Annotated in this window: 15 protein-coding genes and 1 pseudogene; 6 read left to right on the plus strand and 10 right to left on the minus strand. The window is 63.5% G+C overall.

Annotated features, from left to right (window positions below; translation table 11 throughout):
* Positions 1–6 precede the first annotated feature (6 nt).
* Entirely contained in the window at positions 7–1,404 is a 1,398-nt protein-coding gene (locus P3H15_RS42630; RefSeq protein ID WP_276142805.1) for an amidase, read from the minus strand.
* A 52-nt stretch (positions 1,405–1,456) separates the two neighbouring features.
* On the opposite strand from P3H15_RS42630, the gene P3H15_RS42635 reads away from it, so the two are divergent.
* A complete protein-coding gene (locus P3H15_RS42635; RefSeq protein ID WP_276142806.1) occupies positions 1,457–2,185 on the plus strand; it encodes a GntR family transcriptional regulator in 729 nt (242 codons plus the stop codon).
* 14 nt (positions 2,186–2,199) lie between these two features.
* Here P3H15_RS42635 and P3H15_RS42640 read toward each other — a convergent pair whose 3' ends face one another.
* The 5 genes from P3H15_RS42640 to P3H15_RS42660 all read right to left on the minus strand — a co-directional run bounded on the left by P3H15_RS42640 (position 2,200) and on the right by P3H15_RS42660 (position 6,849).
* Positions 2,200–3,048: a MaoC/PaaZ C-terminal domain-containing protein gene (locus P3H15_RS42640; RefSeq protein WP_276142807.1), complete on the minus strand. Its 849-nt coding sequence runs from the start codon at positions 3,046–3,048 to the stop codon at positions 2,200–2,202.
* Between the two features lie 7 nt (positions 3,049–3,055).
* Entirely contained in the window at positions 3,056–3,844 is a 789-nt protein-coding gene (locus tag P3H15_RS42645) for an enoyl-CoA hydratase/isomerase family protein (RefSeq protein WP_276142808.1), read from the minus strand.
* A complete protein-coding gene (locus P3H15_RS42650; RefSeq protein WP_276142809.1) occupies positions 3,837–4,595 on the minus strand; it encodes an SDR family NAD(P)-dependent oxidoreductase in 759 nt (252 codons plus the stop codon). The genes P3H15_RS42645 and P3H15_RS42650 overlap by 8 nt, the downstream gene beginning before the upstream one ends.
* Entirely contained in the window at positions 4,592–5,413 is an 822-nt protein-coding gene (locus tag P3H15_RS42655) for an alpha/beta fold hydrolase (RefSeq protein ID WP_276142810.1), read from the minus strand. Before P3H15_RS42655 ends, P3H15_RS42650 begins: the two co-directional genes overlap by 4 nt.
* Positions 5,414–5,478: 65 nt before the next feature.
* The gene (locus P3H15_RS42660) at positions 5,479–6,849 is read right to left on the minus strand and encodes an MFS transporter (RefSeq protein WP_276142811.1); all 1,371 of its coding nucleotides are present in this window, start codon (positions 6,847–6,849) and stop codon (positions 5,479–5,481) included.
* A 413-nt stretch (positions 6,850–7,262) separates the two neighbouring features.
* Between P3H15_RS42660 and P3H15_RS42665 the strand changes: the two genes are divergently transcribed.
* The 5 genes and pseudogenes from P3H15_RS42665 to P3H15_RS42680 all read left to right on the plus strand — a co-directional run bounded on the left by P3H15_RS42665 (position 7,263) and on the right by P3H15_RS42680 (position 11,076).
* Entirely contained in the window at positions 7,263–8,195 is a 933-nt protein-coding gene (locus P3H15_RS42665) for a MoxR family ATPase (protein WP_346348842.1), read from the plus strand.
* Complete coding sequence (locus tag P3H15_RS42670; protein ID WP_276142813.1) at positions 8,192–9,298, plus strand: VWA domain-containing protein; 1,107 nt, start codon at positions 8,192–8,194, stop codon at positions 9,296–9,298. Before P3H15_RS42665 ends, P3H15_RS42670 begins: the two co-directional genes overlap by 4 nt.
* Positions 9,291–10,475, plus strand: a complete 1,185-nt coding sequence (locus P3H15_RS42675) for an XdhC family protein (protein WP_276142814.1) — start codon at positions 9,291–9,293, stop codon at positions 10,473–10,475. Before P3H15_RS42670 ends, P3H15_RS42675 begins: the two co-directional genes overlap by 8 nt.
* Positions 10,472–10,906, plus strand: a pseudogene (locus tag P3H15_RS55910) (xanthine dehydrogenase family protein subunit M); the annotation flags it as partial. The gene P3H15_RS42675 and the pseudogene P3H15_RS55910, both read left to right, overlap by 4 nt.
* A gap of 32 nt (positions 10,907–10,938) precedes the next feature.
* Positions 10,939–11,076 carry a hypothetical protein gene (locus P3H15_RS42680; protein WP_276142815.1) on the plus strand — a complete coding sequence of 46 codons (138 nt, stop codon included), beginning with the start codon at positions 10,939–10,941 and terminating at the stop codon, positions 11,074–11,076.
* Positions 11,077–11,333: 257 nt separating this feature from the next.
* Here P3H15_RS42680 and P3H15_RS42685 read toward each other — a convergent pair whose 3' ends face one another.
* Genes P3H15_RS42685 through P3H15_RS42700 form a run of 4 tightly spaced genes read right to left on the minus strand, consistent with a single transcriptional unit; the run spans position 11,334 to position 17,256 of the window.
* Positions 11,334–12,665, minus strand: coding sequence for a hypothetical protein (locus P3H15_RS42685; protein ID WP_276142816.1), 1,332 nt, complete (start codon positions 12,663–12,665; stop codon positions 11,334–11,336).
* A 9-nt stretch (positions 12,666–12,674) separates the two neighbouring features.
* Positions 12,675–14,054: a hypothetical protein gene (locus tag P3H15_RS42690; protein ID WP_276142817.1), complete on the minus strand. Its 1,380-nt coding sequence runs from the start codon at positions 14,052–14,054 to the stop codon at positions 12,675–12,677.
* A complete protein-coding gene (locus tag P3H15_RS42695; protein ID WP_276142818.1) occupies positions 14,051–15,535 on the minus strand; it encodes a hypothetical protein in 1,485 nt (494 codons plus the stop codon). Before P3H15_RS42695 ends, P3H15_RS42690 begins: the two co-directional genes overlap by 4 nt.
* Entirely contained in the window at positions 15,535–17,256 is a 1,722-nt protein-coding gene (locus P3H15_RS42700; protein WP_346348843.1) for an SIR2 family protein, read from the minus strand. Before P3H15_RS42700 ends, P3H15_RS42695 begins: the two co-directional genes overlap by 1 nt.
* Positions 17,257–17,357 lie beyond the last annotated feature (101 nt).

The raw sequence follows: 17,357 nt of genomic DNA on the forward strand, positions 1-17,357 counted from the left end.
GGCGCCTCAGTCGAATGCGGGGGCTCGTTGGGACCACGGCAGTTCGCGCTCGAGTTCGGTGGCGATGTGAAGCAGGATGTCTTCTCTGCCGTGTGCGGCAGCGAATTGAATGCCTATTGGTAAATTGGCTGCGCTGGTTCCGAGTGGCAGTGCCAGAGCAGGATCGCCGCTCATGTTGAATTGCGCAGTGTAGAGCATGGTTTGACGTATTCGTGCGGATCCTTCGGTGGGGTCGCTGAGCCAGCCGAGGGGGGCATGCGGGTGCGCGAGAACCGGAGTGACGATCAGGTCTACCCCGGCGGTGCTTCCCCACCACGACGCGACCGTGTCGCGGTAGCTCTGCAGACCGGTGACGGCACGGGTAACAGCGCTCGTACTCGCGCGCGATCCGACTGCTGCCATTGATGCGGTGGCGTCGTCGAGGTGGTCAGGATAGATCTGAGTGTCGAGGATCTGCTCCCATCGGCGGATGTCGGCGAGGGCACCCGCACCGACGAGTGTGAGAAAATCTCGGCGCCAGTGTCGTTCCTCGAGAAACGGGGGCGTCGTGTCCTCGACTGTGTGCCCGAGCGCCGTCAGGGTTGTTACCACCTGATCCATGACGGCTGCGGTGTCGCGGTCGGTGGGACGGACCACCGCGACCGAGAGCGCGATGTTCGTCGCGTCAGGTCTTAGGGTCTGTACGCCCTCGGGCATAACCGGTTGGCTGGTTCGGATCGCGCCGAAGGCGTTGCGGACGTCGCGGACCGTGCGCCCAAAGAGTCCGGGGGTCGAGAGTCCGAACCAGCCGTTGCCGTCCATGGCGTCGAGCGGGAGGGTGCCGTTGGTGGGTTTGAGGCCGATGACCCCGCACATCGCCGCGGGGATGCGGATGGATCCGGAGGCGTCGGTGCCGTGCGCGATCGGGACATATCCGGCTGCCACGGCAGCCGCGGAACCGCCCGAGGATCCACCCGCCGACAACCGGGGATCCCACGGATTGACGCACGCGCCGGTGGCCTGCGGTTCGGTCGTGATGGTGGCCCCGAACTCGGCGGTGTTGGTTCTGCCGACGATGATGAAGCCCGCCGCGCGAAGGGCTTCGGCGATGGCGCCGTCTCGCGCGGCCCGGTGATTCTTCCGCTTCAATACGCGGTTTCCACACCACATCGGGTCGCCGGCCGTGCCGCATCCGAGGTCTTTGACGAGGGTCGGCACTCCGGCGAATTGTCCGGCGTGAGTGGAATTCCGCGCTTCGCGTAGTGCCTTTTCGAATCGGGTGCTCACGACCGCATTGATGCGGTCGTTGGACCGTGAGATCTCGGTGATGGAGGCCTGGACGAACTCCTGGGCGGTCGCCCGCCCGCGGCGGATGAGGTCGGCTTGATCGGTTGCGTCCAGCCGTTGCAGATCAGTGGCGGTCATGGCGTGCCCCCGCATTCCCCGGCGCACTCGTCACCTGCGATATTCTTGTAATATGTCGCGTAGCAGGTCGAAGTCCGGTTCCGAAGGAACCCCGGCTCTCCGCTCGGCGCCGACCGAGCTTGACGGTCGGCGCCTGGCTGGCCGGAAGTCCGGTGGATTGGCCGAACGGGTCCGCGGTCACGTCTACGAGCAGATCGTCTCCGGGGCCATTAGACCCGGCTCGATCATCCAGATCGCCGCGGTCGCCGAGGAGCTGGGGGTGTCGCGGACGCCGGTTCGTGAAGCGTTGTTGTCGCTGCAGCAGTCCCAGTTGGTGTCGGTGGTGCCGAATCAGGGATTCCTGGTCTGCACGATGTCGCTCGCCGATGTCCGGGACATTTACCTCATGCGTGCCGTCCTCGAGGGTGCTACCGCCGAGCGCGCCGCGACGCGCCTCAAGGATGCCGACCTGAAACTTCTCGCGGAGGTCAACGCGCTGTCCCATGAGGTCGCGGCGACGCGCTACGACATCGAGTTCGATCGTCTCTGCCACGACTTTCACCGCAAGATCGCGCAGGTCGCCGACAGCCCCCGCCTGTTGGCCGGCGTCGAGAATATCTTCGATGATCACATGCGGTTGCAGAGTATCGGCGTCAATCCGCCCGACCCGAAGATCGTCATGGACGAACACGAGGCGATCTACCAGGCGCTGGCCGCGCACGACACGAACGCCGCCCGCGAGCGAATGGAAGCGCACATCGGCACATTGCATCGACTTGCGGTGGCCACCTTGTCCGACTGACGACTTGATGCGCATCAACGCACCCCTGTCCACGAGGCGTTCGCCGGTGCCTCCGTGCCGGCGGTGGGCACTCGGGTGGTGCTGTAGCCCCCGCTCAGGACCGAGGTGCCTCCGATCCGGCTGACGAATAGGGTTTCGTTTCCTCGCCGCTGGGCACGCACGTCCAGCACGTCGCCGGGATAGACCGGTGCGAGGAAATTCGCCTCGATTCCGAGCATGCTCGTGGTGTCGACCGCGAACGCCCTGGCCACGGCTCGTATGACGGTGCCGAAGGTACACAGTCCGTGGAGAATCGGTCCGCGATATCCGTTCGTGTGTGCAACGACGGGGTCGATGTGGACGGGGTGTGGATCCCCGGTGAGTCGGTAAAGCGCGGCGGCGTTCGCCGCGGTCGCGACAGAGTCCACCCAGTCCGGATCGGCGACGTCGATACGCCGGCCCGAAGGACCTCGATCACCGCCCCATCCCCCTTCGCCGGGTACGAACATCACGTAGGTGGCGTCGAAGAACTCGGTTTCGACGAGGATGTGCACGATCGCGGCCGAACCTTTGTCGAAGACCTCGATCACCGTGGCCTTCGAATCGAACGCACCTCGGGTTGGCAGTGGGGTGTGCAGTTGCACTTTTTGGCTCAGGTGCAGCACCTTCGATTCGTCGTATCCGGCCACCCGGGACGCTTCGGTGGTCGCCCAGATACCCAGCGCGGCCGCATATGTCGGAAGCACTTGGAGGTCGCGTTCGTAGACGAGATCGAGGTCGTCGGCGCCCGCGCCGACTGCGAGCGCGTAGAGTGCGGCGTCTGTCGCGTCGTATCGGAGCGCGCGGGTGCCGAGTCGGCGACCTCGCAGATCGGCCATGGTCATTGTGGGTTCACTTCCTCATTGCGTTTTTCTTGGCGGTGACTGACTCGAATCGAGCCAGCGAGGCGAATGACTTCAGATGCTCATCCCTCCACGCCTCTGCTTCATTCGGAGCGGCGAGTACCGACGACAGAATCCGGGCTGTCGCTCGCACCACGTCCGCTGGCACTCGGCTCAAGCGTTGCGCCAGGGCTCGTGCTGTCGCACAGACCTCGCCGGGCTGGGCGTTCGCTGCCACCAGCCCGCACGCGTACGCCTCCTCGAGTGTCAGCCGGTCCCCCAGCATCACCATTCGGGTCGCGGCGGCGGGTCCAACGAGCCGCACCATTCGTGCGAGCGCGTCCGGTCGGTAGACCAGACCCATTTCGAGAGCGGGAAATGCGAAGTATGCGGTCGAGTCGGCGATCCTGAGGTCGCATGCCGCCGCTAGTTCCAGGCCGGCGCCGATGCAACCACCCTCGATCGCGGCGATGGAGACCAGCCTTCTCTCGGTCAGGGCGGAAACGACTGCCGCGACCTGTGCGTCGTGTCCTTGATCTTCGATCAGTCCGGTCAGTTCCGTCACGTCGGCACCGGCTGAGAAGAATCCGTTGGCGCCCCGCAGGATGATGATCCGATTACCCGCCGCCTCGGTCTTGTCGAGGGCTGCCAAGATCTGGGCGAGCACCCGCGAGGACAGCGCATTGCGTTGGGGGTAACGATCGATTGTCAGTTCCGAGACCCCGTCACCGAGGTCCTCGAGTTTGATTTCGCAGCTGTTTTCTGTGTCAGGCCTGGCACGTGCTGGGGCGTTAGGCATGCGGCGCGGTACCTCCACTGACTCCGTACACTTCGCCGGTGACGTAGGAGGCCTGATCGCTGGCCAGGAACGCGATGACATTCGCGATGTCGTCCGGGGTGCCGAGCCGCCCGAGGAAGGTGCGGCGGTCGGCGAATCCCTCGAAGAATTCGTCGGGGTAGATCCGCTTGAGGAACTCGTTGTAGATCAGGCCCGGGGCGACGGCGTTGACGCGGATGCCGTGCCTGCCTACTTCGGAGGCGGCGACCCGAGTGAGGGCGAGAATGCCGGACTTGGCGGCCGAGTACGGGGCGCCATGATCGGGGATTGCTTCCCACGCAGCGGTCGAGCTCAGGTTGACGATGTTGCCGGTCCCTCGCTCGATCATGTGTGGCAGCGCTGCCCGCATGCAGTAGAACGTTCCGTTGAGGTCGATGTCGACGCAGGTTTTCCAGTCGTCGATGGACAGTTCGACGATGGGTTTGCTGACGCTGAACCCGGCGTTGTTGACCAGTAGGTCGATTTTGCCGTGGCGATCGACGATCTCGGCGAAGACCGTTTCGACCGAGGTGGGATCGGCCACGTCCAGGGCCCAGGATGTGAACTCCCGGCCGTGGGTCTCGCTGAGCGCGATGGCGAATTTCTCGCTGCGCTGTGCGTGTTTGTCAGTGACGACTACCTGGTATCCGTCGTCGGCCAGGCGCCGGGCGGCTGCTCCGCCGATGCCGGCGCCGGCGGCGGCGGTGACGACTGCAACTTTGCGTTCGGTCATTTGGGTTCGTTCGCTTTCACAAGGAGGGCCGAAAGGGTGTCGGTGACGGTGTCCGGGTCGTCAACGGACATCAGGTGCCCGACAGCGGGGATCTGGGTGAAACCGACACCGTCGGAGGGAAGGCCCGCGAGGATGATGTCGCTGGCCTTCTGAGGACACCACAGGTCGTGCTCACCGCCGACGACGTCGACCGTGCAGGTGACCTGCTGCAGTTGCGGCTGGAGTGGATGCTCCCGCATGCGGGCCATCGCCAGCGCTGCGTTGGCGTACCCGCGGCCTTCACCGATCGACGCGATTCGGCGAGCGCCGTACTCGTTGGCTTTGTCCGGGTGGGCTTTGAACATGGCGCCGACTTCCTCGCGCATCTCCTCGTGGACGGCTCGCAGTTCGTGGCGTTCGATGGCGGCGGCCTTGTCGTGGAAGAACCCCGCGGTGGTGCGGCTGATCACGGAGGATCCGCCCATTGCGATCACGTGCTGGACGTGCGGTGATTGTTGCGCGGCTGCCCAGAGTGCGATGGTGGCACCGAGCGAGAAGCCGATCACCACAGCGGGTCCCGCGACTCGGTCGAGGAACGTCAGCAGATCCCCACCGAGCTGTTCGAGGGTGGCGTCGGCGGCGCCGACCGTGGATTCGCCGTGCCCGCGCAGATCGACCGCGAAGCAGTGATACGACTCGGACAAGGCGGCGAGTTGATGAGCCCAGCAGCTGTCGGCGGTTTCGGCCATGCCGTGGATGAACACCACGCTCTGATCCCCGGTGCCGGCCTCGAGGTAGCTGATCTCGATATCGTCGGTCCGCAATCGTTTTCTGATCATGGATCTTGTTTCCTCTCGTCGATTCTGCGCGTGGCAGATCCGCAGTGCTGATGCGCGGCGGGCGGTCAGTTGTTCGGCCCGTAGAGCTGTTCTGTGGTCATCCTCAGGTCGCGGTCGCGGGTGTCGGGTCCCAGCAGGGCTCCGGTGGCGACGAGGACGCCGCCGAGTATGAGCAGAACCATCGGGGTGTAGGCACGGGGGATGAACGTCGTGAGAAGTTCCTGGTAGAAGGCATAGAACGACGGGATGATGATCGCAAGGCTGTAACCGAGTCCGTAGCCGGTGCCCCGTACATCGACGGGGAAGCTCTCACACACCAGGGTGGGTACGGATCCGAAAGTCGTTGTGCCAGCAAGCAATGCCAGGGTAGCGACACTGGTAATTGCCACGTATCCACCGATCGAGCCGGTCGCGAGGAGGGTGACAGCGGTTCCGGATATGACCGCCATGGTGATACCGCAGCCGAGGAAAAAGGCCCTGCGCCCGATCTTCTGGCTGATCAAGCCGGAGGCAAGGTACCCACCGATCAGCACGATCTGACAGATGATCCAGACCCCGGTCGCGCCGGACACGCTGATGCCGACATCCTCTCGGAGAATCTGGGGAAGGATCACCGAGACGACGTTGCTGCCGAACCAGACACCGGTCATGAGAATGAAGATGCGGATCAGAGACCGCTTGTTCTGCGGGGCCATCAGGGTCCGGAAGCTGCTGGGTTTTCCGTGGTCGTCCGAGCTGTCCTGCTTCGATTCGATCCAGGATTCGGATTCGTGGACCGAGCGGGCGTAGTAGTACGCGAACCAGAAAGTCGCCACCGCGCCGATGACAAAGGGGATCCGCCAACCCCACTGGACATAGGCAGACATCAGTCCATCAGAGGGCATCGTCTGCAGGAGTAGGAACGAGATTCCGGAGATGGTGCAGTATGCCAACGGGAATGTGGCAGCAATGACACCGCCGTACATGCCCCGTTTGGAGATAGGACTGCTCTCCATGGCCAGCGGCACCGCACCGGTGTACTCACCACCCATGAAGATGCCCCCCACGAATCGGAGCGCGATGAGGATGACGACGGCCGAGACACCGATATGTTGGTATCCCGGAAGGACGGCTGTGGCGAGTGTCGTTATGCCACAGCCGATTACTGCATAGATGGTAGCCAGGCGGCGCCCGATTTTGTCGGCGAGCACACCGAAGATGGTCGAACCCAGCGGACGAGCGACGAGCGTGGACGCGAAGATCATCCCGGCGATCAAGGACTTCGCGCCGATGCTCAGCTCCGGCGATACGAAGAACACCATGGCGGGCGCCAGGGCGATGACCGGGAGGTAGACGTCGAACATGTCGACGTAGAAGCCGATGGCCGCGCCTTTTACCGCGCTGCTGGCCCGGTCGCCTTGTTCGACGACCGTGGTTTCGGTGGTTTTGTTGGTCACGCGATGATCCCTAACTTGAGATGCACGACGGAGGGGAGTTACGGCCGTCACAGCAATATATTACCTAGATTTTTTAAAAACAAGGCCCTGCGAGCAGGTAATTTGTTCGTTACGGCAGCGAAACGAAGTCGATGCGGAACCTCCGGGAGCAAGTCCGCGCACCTCCGGCTCGACGGCGTACCCCTCCCCCTTCTCATCTGCGAACAGGATCGAGCGGACGCGACCGACCATGGCTGGACCGCGCCCTGCGGCTGCGAAGAATCGACTTCTACCGTCTAAAGAATTTATGTAATATATTGATGCCACCGGGACATGGCGAACCAGCACTCGGCGCGGCGCCTGCCCGGCGACAGCCCCGCACGTTCCGCCGGTGATGACTCACTTCTTGGTCGTCACTCCTCCTGGTCGTTCAAATGTTGGCTGTGCCCGGCTCCTGTGAATCGAAAGTGAGATTTCGTCCCGTGCTACCTCACTCCTCTCCGTCCGAACTTGCCGACGCGCTGAACAAGACGGGCTATCTCGCAGATGACGGACTCGCGGTAGCCGCCTTTCTCGCCTTGAAGCTCCAGCGACCCTTGCTTTGCGAGGGAGAGCCCGGCACAGGGAAGACATCGTTGAGCAAAGCATTGGCCGAAGCGCTGTCGCTTCCGCTGATCAGGCTGCAGTGTTACGAGGGAATCGATATTTCGCAGGCCCTCTACGACTGGAACTTCCCCCGCCAAATCCTGCACTTGCGGGCCCTCGACTCGGTACCCGCAACTGAGCGTGATGTCGCGTGCGTCGAACAGTCCCTCTACTCCGAACGGTTTCTGCTGGCGCGCCCGCTCTTACGCGCGCTCACCGAAGCACCGTGTCTGCTGTTGATCGACGAGATCGATCGTGCAGATGACGAATTCGAGGCGTTCCTCCTTCAGCTACTCGACGAAAATTCTGTGTCCATCCCCGAATATGGCGAGGTTCGAGCTCCGACGCCCCCCATCGTGATCCTGACGTCTAACCGCACACGCGAGGTGCACGACGCACTCAAACGGCGCTGTTTATATCACTGGCTCGAACATCCTCCGCTCGAACGCGAGGTCGCCATCTTGCGGCGTCACATTCCCGGGATCGACGACGACCTCGCGGCGCAGGTCGGGCAGGCAACCAGAACATTGCGGAAGCTGAACCTGGTTAAGCCCCCTGGGGTGTCCGAATCCCTGGACTGGGCACAATCCTTACTGGCACTAGGGCATTCGGTCCTCGACTCGGTCGCGGCCAGCGAGACCCTGGGTGCGGTTCTCAAGTACCGCGAGGACCGAGAACGGGCCGAATCGCATGGCCTCGACCAACTTGTCACGGCCCGATGACGCCGTCCTCTACCGGAAGTGCCCTTGCCGGTCTCACAGGCTTCGTGCGCGCCCTCTCCGAGGCCGGCCAACCGGTGACATTGAGCTGTGCGAGCAACTATGTCAGAGCACTTCATGCACTAGGCCTGCACAACTCCGCACAGGTCTATTGGGCAGGGCGCGCCACGCTGTGCCACCGACCGGAAGATGTGCCGCGTTATGATGAGATCTTCACCCGATGGTTCGATACCGAGCAGCTTCCGCCGTCAGCTGCCACGCCGGATTGGGTGGAGGTTCCCGAACACTCCGGAAGTCCCCACCATTCGAACGACGAGTGCACCGACAACGAGAAGATCCGGGTCGCAGCGAGCGACACCGAGATACTCCGTCACCGCGACCTTAGCGAGCTGAGCGGGGCTGACCGACAACGCTTGGCAGCATTGTTCGGCAAACTGCGCACCGACCCTCCGCAGCGGCGCGCCTACCGTCACTCCCCTTGGTCTCGTGGTCTTGTCGATCGACGGCGGACACTGCATGCAATGCGTGCTGCCGACGGTGAACCGAGTCTTCCCCGCCACCGACACCGGGACTCTAGGCCTCGTCCGGTGGTGATGCTGATCGACATCTCAGGCTCGATGTGTTCGTTCTCCGACGCATACCTGCGCTGTGCACACGTCATGGCAAGCCGCCATCCGTCCTCCACCGAGGTGTTTTCTCTCGGGACGAAGACGACCCGGCTGTCGCTGGCATTGAGGCCTTCGGATCCCGACCTAGCGTTGGCCGCGGCCGCGCGCGCTGTGCCTGACTGGTCCGGTGGGACGCGGCTCGGCGAGACGATGAAGGTCTTCCTCGATCGCTGGGGCGGTCGGGTTGCCCGTGGAGCGGTCGTCGTCGTCTTCTCCGACGGATGGGAGCGTGGAGACTCCGCACCGCTCGCCGAGAGCATGGCGCGGCTGCACCGGTTGGCGCATGCGGTGTTGTGGGTGAACCCCTATGCGGGGCGGGACGGGTATCGCCCGGTGCAGTCGGGAATCGCGGCGGCGTTGCCTCACGTCGATCGTCTCCTCACCGGGCACAGTATGGCCACTTTGCAAGATCTGATGAGCGAGGTACGCGGTGTTTGATGTCCTCGATGAGGTGGAGCGCCGATTTCAAGTCGGCGAGGCCGTTGCGATGGCGACCGTTGTGGCAACGTTTCATTCCGCGCCGCGTCCGGCAGGTACGGCGATGTTGGTCTCTCGTGACGGCGCGGTCGTCGGAAGTGTGTCCGGAGGGTGCGTGGAAGCGACGGTCGTCGAAATTGCTCAGCAGGTGATCGGTGATGGCACACCGGTGATGGAACGGTACGGGATTTCGGACGACGAAGCCTTCGCAGTCGGGCTGACCTGTGGAGGTGTTCTCGAGGTGTTCGTCGAGCGTCTCGATCCTGCGAGCTTTCCCGATCTCGAGCGAGTGTTGGACGCGGTGCGTAGTGCAGAACCGGTGGCGGTGGCGGTGGTGGTAGACCACGCCGATCGCGAGATTGTCGGACGGCGCCTGGTGATCGCAGGCACCGAACTACTGGGGGAAGTCCACTTTGATCACGAGGGTGTTCCGGACGCTGTTGGCGACCTACTGCGCGAAAGCAGGTCCGGGCTTCTTCGGTTCGGGGAGCATGAGTCGGCGATGACGCTCTTCGTGAATGTTTCTCACCCCCCTCCCCGCATGCTGGTGTTCGGTGCAACCGAGTTCGCAGCTTCCATGGCAACACTCGGTGCACTATTGAACTACCGAGTGACCGTCTGCGACGCGCGCGCCGTGTTCTGCACGAAGGAACGTTTTCCAGCGGCTCATGACATCGTCGTGGATTGGCCACATCGCTACCTCTCCTCCGAAGCAAGGGCTGGGCGAACCGACGAGCGCACCGTGGTCACTGTGCTCACCCATGACCCTAAATTCGACGTGCCTCTCCTCGAGGTCGCCCTGCGGCTGGACCTGGGATACGTCGGCGCGATGGGATCACGAATGTCTACACGCATGCTCATCGACCGCCTCCACGACGCCGGGGTGAGTTCGACCGACCTGAGGCGGCTATTTGCACCAATAGGACTCGACCTGGGTGGGCGCACACCCATGGAGACCGCGGTCTCGATCGCTGCGGAGATCGTCGTCGGCCGATACGGAGGCCAGAGCCACTCGCTTCGAAACACCGACCGGCCGATTCACCCGCTCGAGGTGCCGACTTCCACGAAAAGTTGGCAGTCGACCTCAGCGACCGCACAAGCACGTACACCCACCGCACCTATCGAGGTTTCCCCATGACCGCAAGCGTTCCCGAATCGGTGATTCACCTGCCGTCCTCTGTTGACGAGGCGGTGGTGATTCTTGCCCAGCACGACGGCACAGCGGTTCCAATTGCCGGCGCTACCTGGTTGATGCGGGCGCCCATCCGCCGCGAACCTCTGCCACCGGTTCTGGTTTCCCTCGGTGCGATCGCGGGTTTCACCGAGGTGCACTACGGCAGTTCCTTACAGATCGGAGCGTGTGTCACGCACAGTGACCTTGCGACATCCATCGAAGGCACCCCCGGTCTACAAGGGTTGATGCAAGCCGCATCGTCGTCCGCGAATCCCGCAATTCGGAACACGGCAACGGTGGGCGGCAACCTCTGCACCATCGATTTTCCATCAGCAGACCTGGTTCCTGCTCTCCTGGCTTACGACGCCACCATGCACGTCACCCCCGCCAGGCCGAGGAGGCACTGGCCCAGTTCAACCCCGACGACATGGAGGGGGCGTTCCGCCGGTTCCGGGACCTTGTCCACCAGGAGAGCCTCACCGAACAGTGGTACGCCTTCTCCACCGACCGCCAACTGGGTCGTGCCCGCGAGTTCCTCGCCGACCAGGGCATCCGCGTGGGCTGACCATCAGCCCACACCGCGGTCTGCCACGGGCGTCCCCGACCCCTCCACTCACACGGTGGCGCCCCGATCGCCGGTCGCGGCACGGCATCGAAGGCGGCGTGATTCGGAATGCGTATCGACCAGTTTGTCAGCGTAATTCCCGATGCGCCTCCTTCTCCCTCGCCCCCGGTGGGTGCGAGCGACCGCCCGCCACGCGGCAAGCTCGTCGGTAGCCACACCGGCCTGGGTGCAGCGTGAGCGCCGTCGGTGGCAGCGAATCAGGTGCCGCAGCCGCAGTCGACCACATCCCAGATAAGGTCTGCCAGGTCCTCGTGGCAGATGTCATTGTGGGCTCCCGATACTCCGGTCCCGGTCGCTATTGCGGCGCTTGCATCGAGGTTGACCCAGGTGCCCCGCAAATCGTGCGGGGCCGTTGGCCATTCACCGATCTGGGTATCGACCGTTTGCAGGCCAGGCCCACGCGCACCCCAAGCGCCGATCGCGCCATACTTCGGGAGTTGCCGCTCGGGCCCCGGCGCGTACTCGAGCTGGCGCCGTGCACCTGCGCCGATCGGGTAGAAGGTTCCCACCGCGCGGTCGTGCACGGAGGTTGTGACGAGCGTGGTCCCGGAGACGAGCCGATTGGCTGGTATCCGTCGGAAGGCTCCACTTCTGTTGAAAGCAAAAGGAATTTCCTCGCAGAACGACCATAGCGACATCGCCCCCTGCAGCAAGATCAGCGAGGCGACGGCATCTCGATCGTCCCGAGCGGATGTACTGAGTGCAGCCGATGCGACGATGCAGCCGAAGCTGTGCCCCATCACATGCACGGCGCTACCCGGGGCGGCCTGACGCACGAGGCCGAGCACTGCAGCGGCTCCGGTCTCGCCGAACCGCTTGGCGCGACGTTTCATGTGCCAGAAGGTCATCATCCGCAGCGGCGCGAGGAGACCACCCAACGATGTTCCGCCAAAGCTGGCCACTTGCGTTCTTCGGCACGCCTGGTACATCTCGTCAGCGTCGAAAGGTCCCCGGTCCTCGTTCGGATCCTCGTCGTGCGCACTGAGTTCTGCGTCGATCGCTTGATACGCCGCACGTATATGGTCTGGCAGCCTGCGCGGCGCGGCATTGGTCATGGTTTCGGATACGATCGCCGCGACGGCGCTGTGAACTCTCTGGCTGCTGTCAAGCCGACCGACGAACAGCTCAGTCAGATCCGCAACAGAACGGTCTCTCACTGTCGGAGCGTCACTCGCGGACGGTTCGATGGCGTAGGCCGCTGGGACAAGCTCTTCGTCCCCCCACGCTTTGCTGGGCCAGTGCAAGCCGATGAGAACCGGTTTGAATCCTCTCGGCCGCTGACTGAGCCGATCGATCTGGTCGGTGCGTTGCAGCATCGCGGTGATCCAGCGGGTGTACTGGTCGCGGGCGGCGGGAATATCACCCTGCCACCCGTGACTGAGTACGAACACATCGGTCGGGTGTGCCGCGAGCGCGGCTTTGAGTTGCGTGGTGTATTTCCGTCCGTCCTCCGATCGCTCGGCACCGTCTGCGTCGAAGGCGACGAGGTGATAGGTAGTCGCGTTGTCGGGTAATCTCTCGAGAGACATCGTTCTTCCTCATTGAGGCGGGATGGCACGGACTGCAGGGTCGCCGATCACTACGTAGTTCCGTGCGTCGTGAGCCGCTGCCCACAGTTGGGTCACGGTCGAGTCGTTGATCTGTCTGCGCGCGGGCCCGCGTAGCTCCGTCAGCCGGCGGTCCAACCTGGTGGCGATCGACGCATATCGGGAATTAAGCGACTCCATTGCACTACCGACTCGACTGCCGCCGAGGAGTCCGACGACAGTGCTCGCCATCGCGGTGATGTGCGGGTCGACTCCGGTCCACATGAAGGAGTAGCCGAGAGCGCGATCGACGTGGCCGACGAAGGCGAGGGCGCCGCCATTTTGCGTGCCCAGCAGGCACTGCGGCAGACCGGCCACGAACGACGTCTCGTGCATGTTGTCGGCGGAGTCATCAATTCCCGCAGGCGTTCCTGCGCTGTAGCACGCGAACGACATGACAATCCGCGTCCGTATCCTTGTTCCCGCGACGTGGGCACCGGAGACATAGCAGTCCTCGCCCACCGGGCCGCGTCGGAACGGGCCGGGCCACTCCTGACAGACGAGGGCGCCCTGGCGTGCTCGCTGATCCGGTCCCTGCGTTGCCAAGCCATGGCTGGCTGTGAATAGCAGGGCTGGCGCCCGATCGCCTGTGAGGAGTTCGATGAGCGTGGATTGGGTGGCCGACTGCCCGATATCGGCTGCGACGGAGCTTGCGGGGAGCAACTCTGCCAGTTCCTCACGCAAGGGTGTCAACAAGAGCTCGGCACTGAGCGCGGTTGCTTCGTCGGCGGGATTGCGCGGACCAAACAAGTGGGCATGCATTGTGGGCGGCGTCTCCGATTCTGCCTTCTCAACCGTTTCGGCGTAGGCGGCGTATTCGGCGAGGGTCTCGAAGCAGATTCGCCCGACGGCGTAGTCGACGTCGAGCTGGTACTGGAACTCGAACGGTATCGCCTCCGGATCGCCTACTAGGAGCACGTAGTAGGGGATTTTCCTTGGATCGCACGGGCCGGGCGACATTTCGTGACGGTCGAGCCAGTCGTCGACGTCCTCGTTGGTCCTGCGTACGAGTTCCCGGTACAGGTTGCCCGCCTGCTCGCGCCGCAGGTCGCGCAGCGGTCGCAGGCTCTCGAGCACGTCGGCGTGGAGACCCTCGGGTACAACGATCGCCCAGCCGACCGACGCGAGATCCTCCGGCCGAAAGCCGGCCATCACGCCCAGATGTGCTTCGTCGGACTGATCGCGGTGCGCCAGATCTGCGGCGTGGGCGCCGCCCGTCGAGGTCGTCCTACGGATCGATTCGGCGACCTCGACGAGTGGCGCCGGGGGGAAACGGTATCCACCCGTTTCGGCGTCAACCCCGTTGAAGACGAGCCACTCGGAAGGGTTCATCTCGCGATCACCAGGATGAGCAGGAAGATGATGATCATGAACTCGACGAGCGCCAGCAGCGCCAAAAACACCCACCGTCGTCGGTATCGCGCCAGCCGAAAGGTTCCGCGCGCTCGTTCGATCGACGCTTGTAGGAATTCGTCGTCGAGATCGGAACGTGAGACGTCCAACTTGAGCGCTGCTTCCAGATCACGATCATCGAGCAGGTAGCCTGCCTGTCTGCCGCTGTGCGCCCATTCGAGCGCCTGCAACTGCCATGGCGCCAACTTCGACGCCCGCCACACTGCGTTGTCGTCCTTGACCGCAGGAATGAGCCGGTCGTGGGCCAACTCGTACCATGTCGTGTCACCTCGTTTGTCGTCGTTGATGAGGAACATGTCCTTCAAACGTGCCAGGACATCCTGTCCCCTTCTCCCCTCGATGGGGCCACTGGTGCTCTGGCTCCGATAGCCCTGAACAGTAATCAGCGCCTCCTCGAACCACGTGCGAAGAGCCCGCTCGTCGACGGGGTAGCTCCTTGCGATCTCCCTGACCGAATCCGCGTAGTAGCGGCTGAGTGCGCGTTCGACATATCCGTCCGGGAGCTTGTCGATATCGCACCGTTCGATTCGGTTGAAGTTGCCGCGATCGGAGCGTTCGAAGTCGGATCGGATGTCCTTCCACAAGCGCCGGCACACCACTTGGAGTTGAAACGGTTCGATGTAATCGGTGGCAACCGTTTCGAGCGCACGCTGCGGCTGCTGCACCTTGGTGGTCGCGAGCAGGCGAACCAGCGCATGTGCGGCGTCGTCGGTGACCGTCACGCGCTGTCCCAGCGCAGGTTTCTGGATGGCCGCCATCGCTTCCACCCGGGTCAAGAACTCAAGTCGATAGCGCGAATGGAGATGCCCCGGCAGGTACTGCACATAGGGCGCCAATGCGCCGACGAAGTCTTCCCTCATCGCGAGGAGCAACCACAAAGGCAAGCGCTCTAGGGCCGAGCCGAGTTCCATGAAGAATTGACGCTTGGCCGACGAGTCAGTCGGGTTGAGCGTGAGCACCTCCTCGAATTGATCGATGATGAGCACGACCGGCCCGCTGCGCGTCACGCGGTCAATGATCTCGTCGAGGGAGAGGTCTGCCAGCGTCGACGCACTCTCGACATCGGCGAGCAGGTAGGTCGCGATGCTGTTCACGTAAACATTGCGCGGCGCGATGGGTTTTCCGTCATCGCCGACCGAGGGCGGTTTGTCGACACGCACGGGCCCGAGGACGCGGAAACCGTCCAACTTTCTCATGACCGCCGCCTGAATCAGCGACGTCTTGCCGGCCCCGGACCTGGCATGCAGCAGCAGCACACGATCTGACACCAGCAGGTCGGCGACATCCTGTGCCTCCTGCTCGCGGTTGGGCAGCGTCTGCCCGACCTTGAACGGGCGCGGTCCGACATACGGGTTGCGTGGCTTGAAGTCTTGCCCGGGCACCACGATCGATGTGCTCATCACTGGAGTCCAGTCTGTTGTCGGAGCTCGTTGAGAAACGTGGTCGTGTTCGCCCAGAAGATGTTCACGTGGTTGTCCCGCCCGAAGTAGGACTCCAGATACCGTTGGGCGGCGTGCCGGTCGATCGCCTCGCTCTCCGGTCTGAGCTGCACGCCGATGTGCTTGCCGTCGCGATAATCCATTCCGAAGGCCTTGATGCCCTGGAATACGACGCGGAAGTCCCAGTCGTCCAGTCGGTACCCGAGGAAGAGCAGGGACTTGTCTGTGAGAGCGCGCTTGACGCGCGGCGGGACGAACGCTGTCAGGTCCTTCTTGACAATCCAGTTCGACAGCCAGTCGAAGTAGTCGTCGTGGGTGAGCACCAGAGTCTTGGGTTCCTCCAGCCTCCCGAATAGGTGATAAACCCACGGATGCGTCGTCGACGGTGGCTCCGCTGACGTGCTCTTGCCCCATGGCTCATCGGTCCAGTCGAACTTGGAGTACCACGGGAAGCACAACGTCGTCGGGTCTTTCCCCCTGTCCTTTAGGGCGTCCTGGAGCAGGTCGGTCCACGCCGTGGTGATATAAACCTCGGCGGGGATTGCAGCGACGAGTGAATACGGATCGTTGCCGCGATGCCGAAGTGTTTTCCCCACCTCCAGAATTGCGCGTTGCGGAGGTTCGTTGTCGAGAATGTCCTGCGACACCGACATGAAGGGATCGTCTCCCCTAGCCTCGTCCTTGCGCTCTTGCAGGTACGTGCGGATATAGTCCTGCACCTCGATCGGGACTTGATCTCGGTTGCCCAGCCTCACCTTCATGTATTGCGTAACTTGCGCGAGGTCATCACGTGTGTGCGTGGACAGCGGCATCTGCCAACGCCGCGCCCACCGCTGCGCGACCTCGGACCGCGAGCCCAAGATGCCGTCGGCGAGTCCCGGCCCGAGCACAGGTGTCACCTTCCCGTTCCTGAGCATCAGGTCGAGATACTCCCACGGGTCTTCCGAGTCGTCACCGAAGCTGGGCGGCGGAACGAAGAACCGGCCCGATCGGATCCGGGAGTACAGTACGGGCACCCACCAGTCACCGCGGTCGCGGACCTGGTCGCGGGCCACCGCCACGGCGCGATCGATAACAGGATCGGCAGCGAAGGACTCGAACAAGGCACGGGCGAAGTTCGACGCCGTCTGCATCGTGACGTTTGCCTGCATCGCAACGACGGCTGGGACACCCGCCGCAGCCAATCGTGGGCCAATCGCCGACAGCGCACCGCCGTCCGCACTGTGGCGCGAATCCGCAACACCCGCGGACTGGCAGCTGTTGAGAAACACGAGCGAAGGCCGGTGCGCCAGATCGCGAAACGTCTCCTCGACCCTCCGTGCATCCACGACATCCGTGGTGCCATCAGCCTTTTCGAGGAACAACAGCGGAACGTCATCGGTGATCGCGCCGTGGCACGTGAGCAGGAGGATGTCGAACCGGTCACGGCCGTCGAGCCGTTGTGTGATCTTCGCGAGCGTGGCCTCGCCGTCGCTCACGAGCACGACCGGGTGGAAAGGCTCAAGTTTCTCCCTCGCCCACTGAAGTTCCGCGTCGACGTCGATCGGCGCGAGCAAGCGACCGGGAGCGTCGTACTCGTTGAGGTCGCTCGGCGCTGCGATGACGACGAGGGCCCGCAGATCGCGTTGGGGAACATCTTCGACCGGCCGCCAGTCCGCGCCGAGCAGATATCGCGAGAACAGGACATTCCGGCTGGTCGCGAGGGCTCCGCCGACATTGTTCGGGTCACCTAGGAGCGTGCTGAACTATCCGACAGCCGACCGCCGCGTGTCGAGCCGGGTTT

Source organism: Rhodococcus sp. T2V, assembly GCF_029269925.1.
Classification (GTDB): domain Bacteria; phylum Actinomycetota; class Actinomycetes; order Mycobacteriales; family Mycobacteriaceae; genus Rhodococcus_F; species Rhodococcus_F koreensis.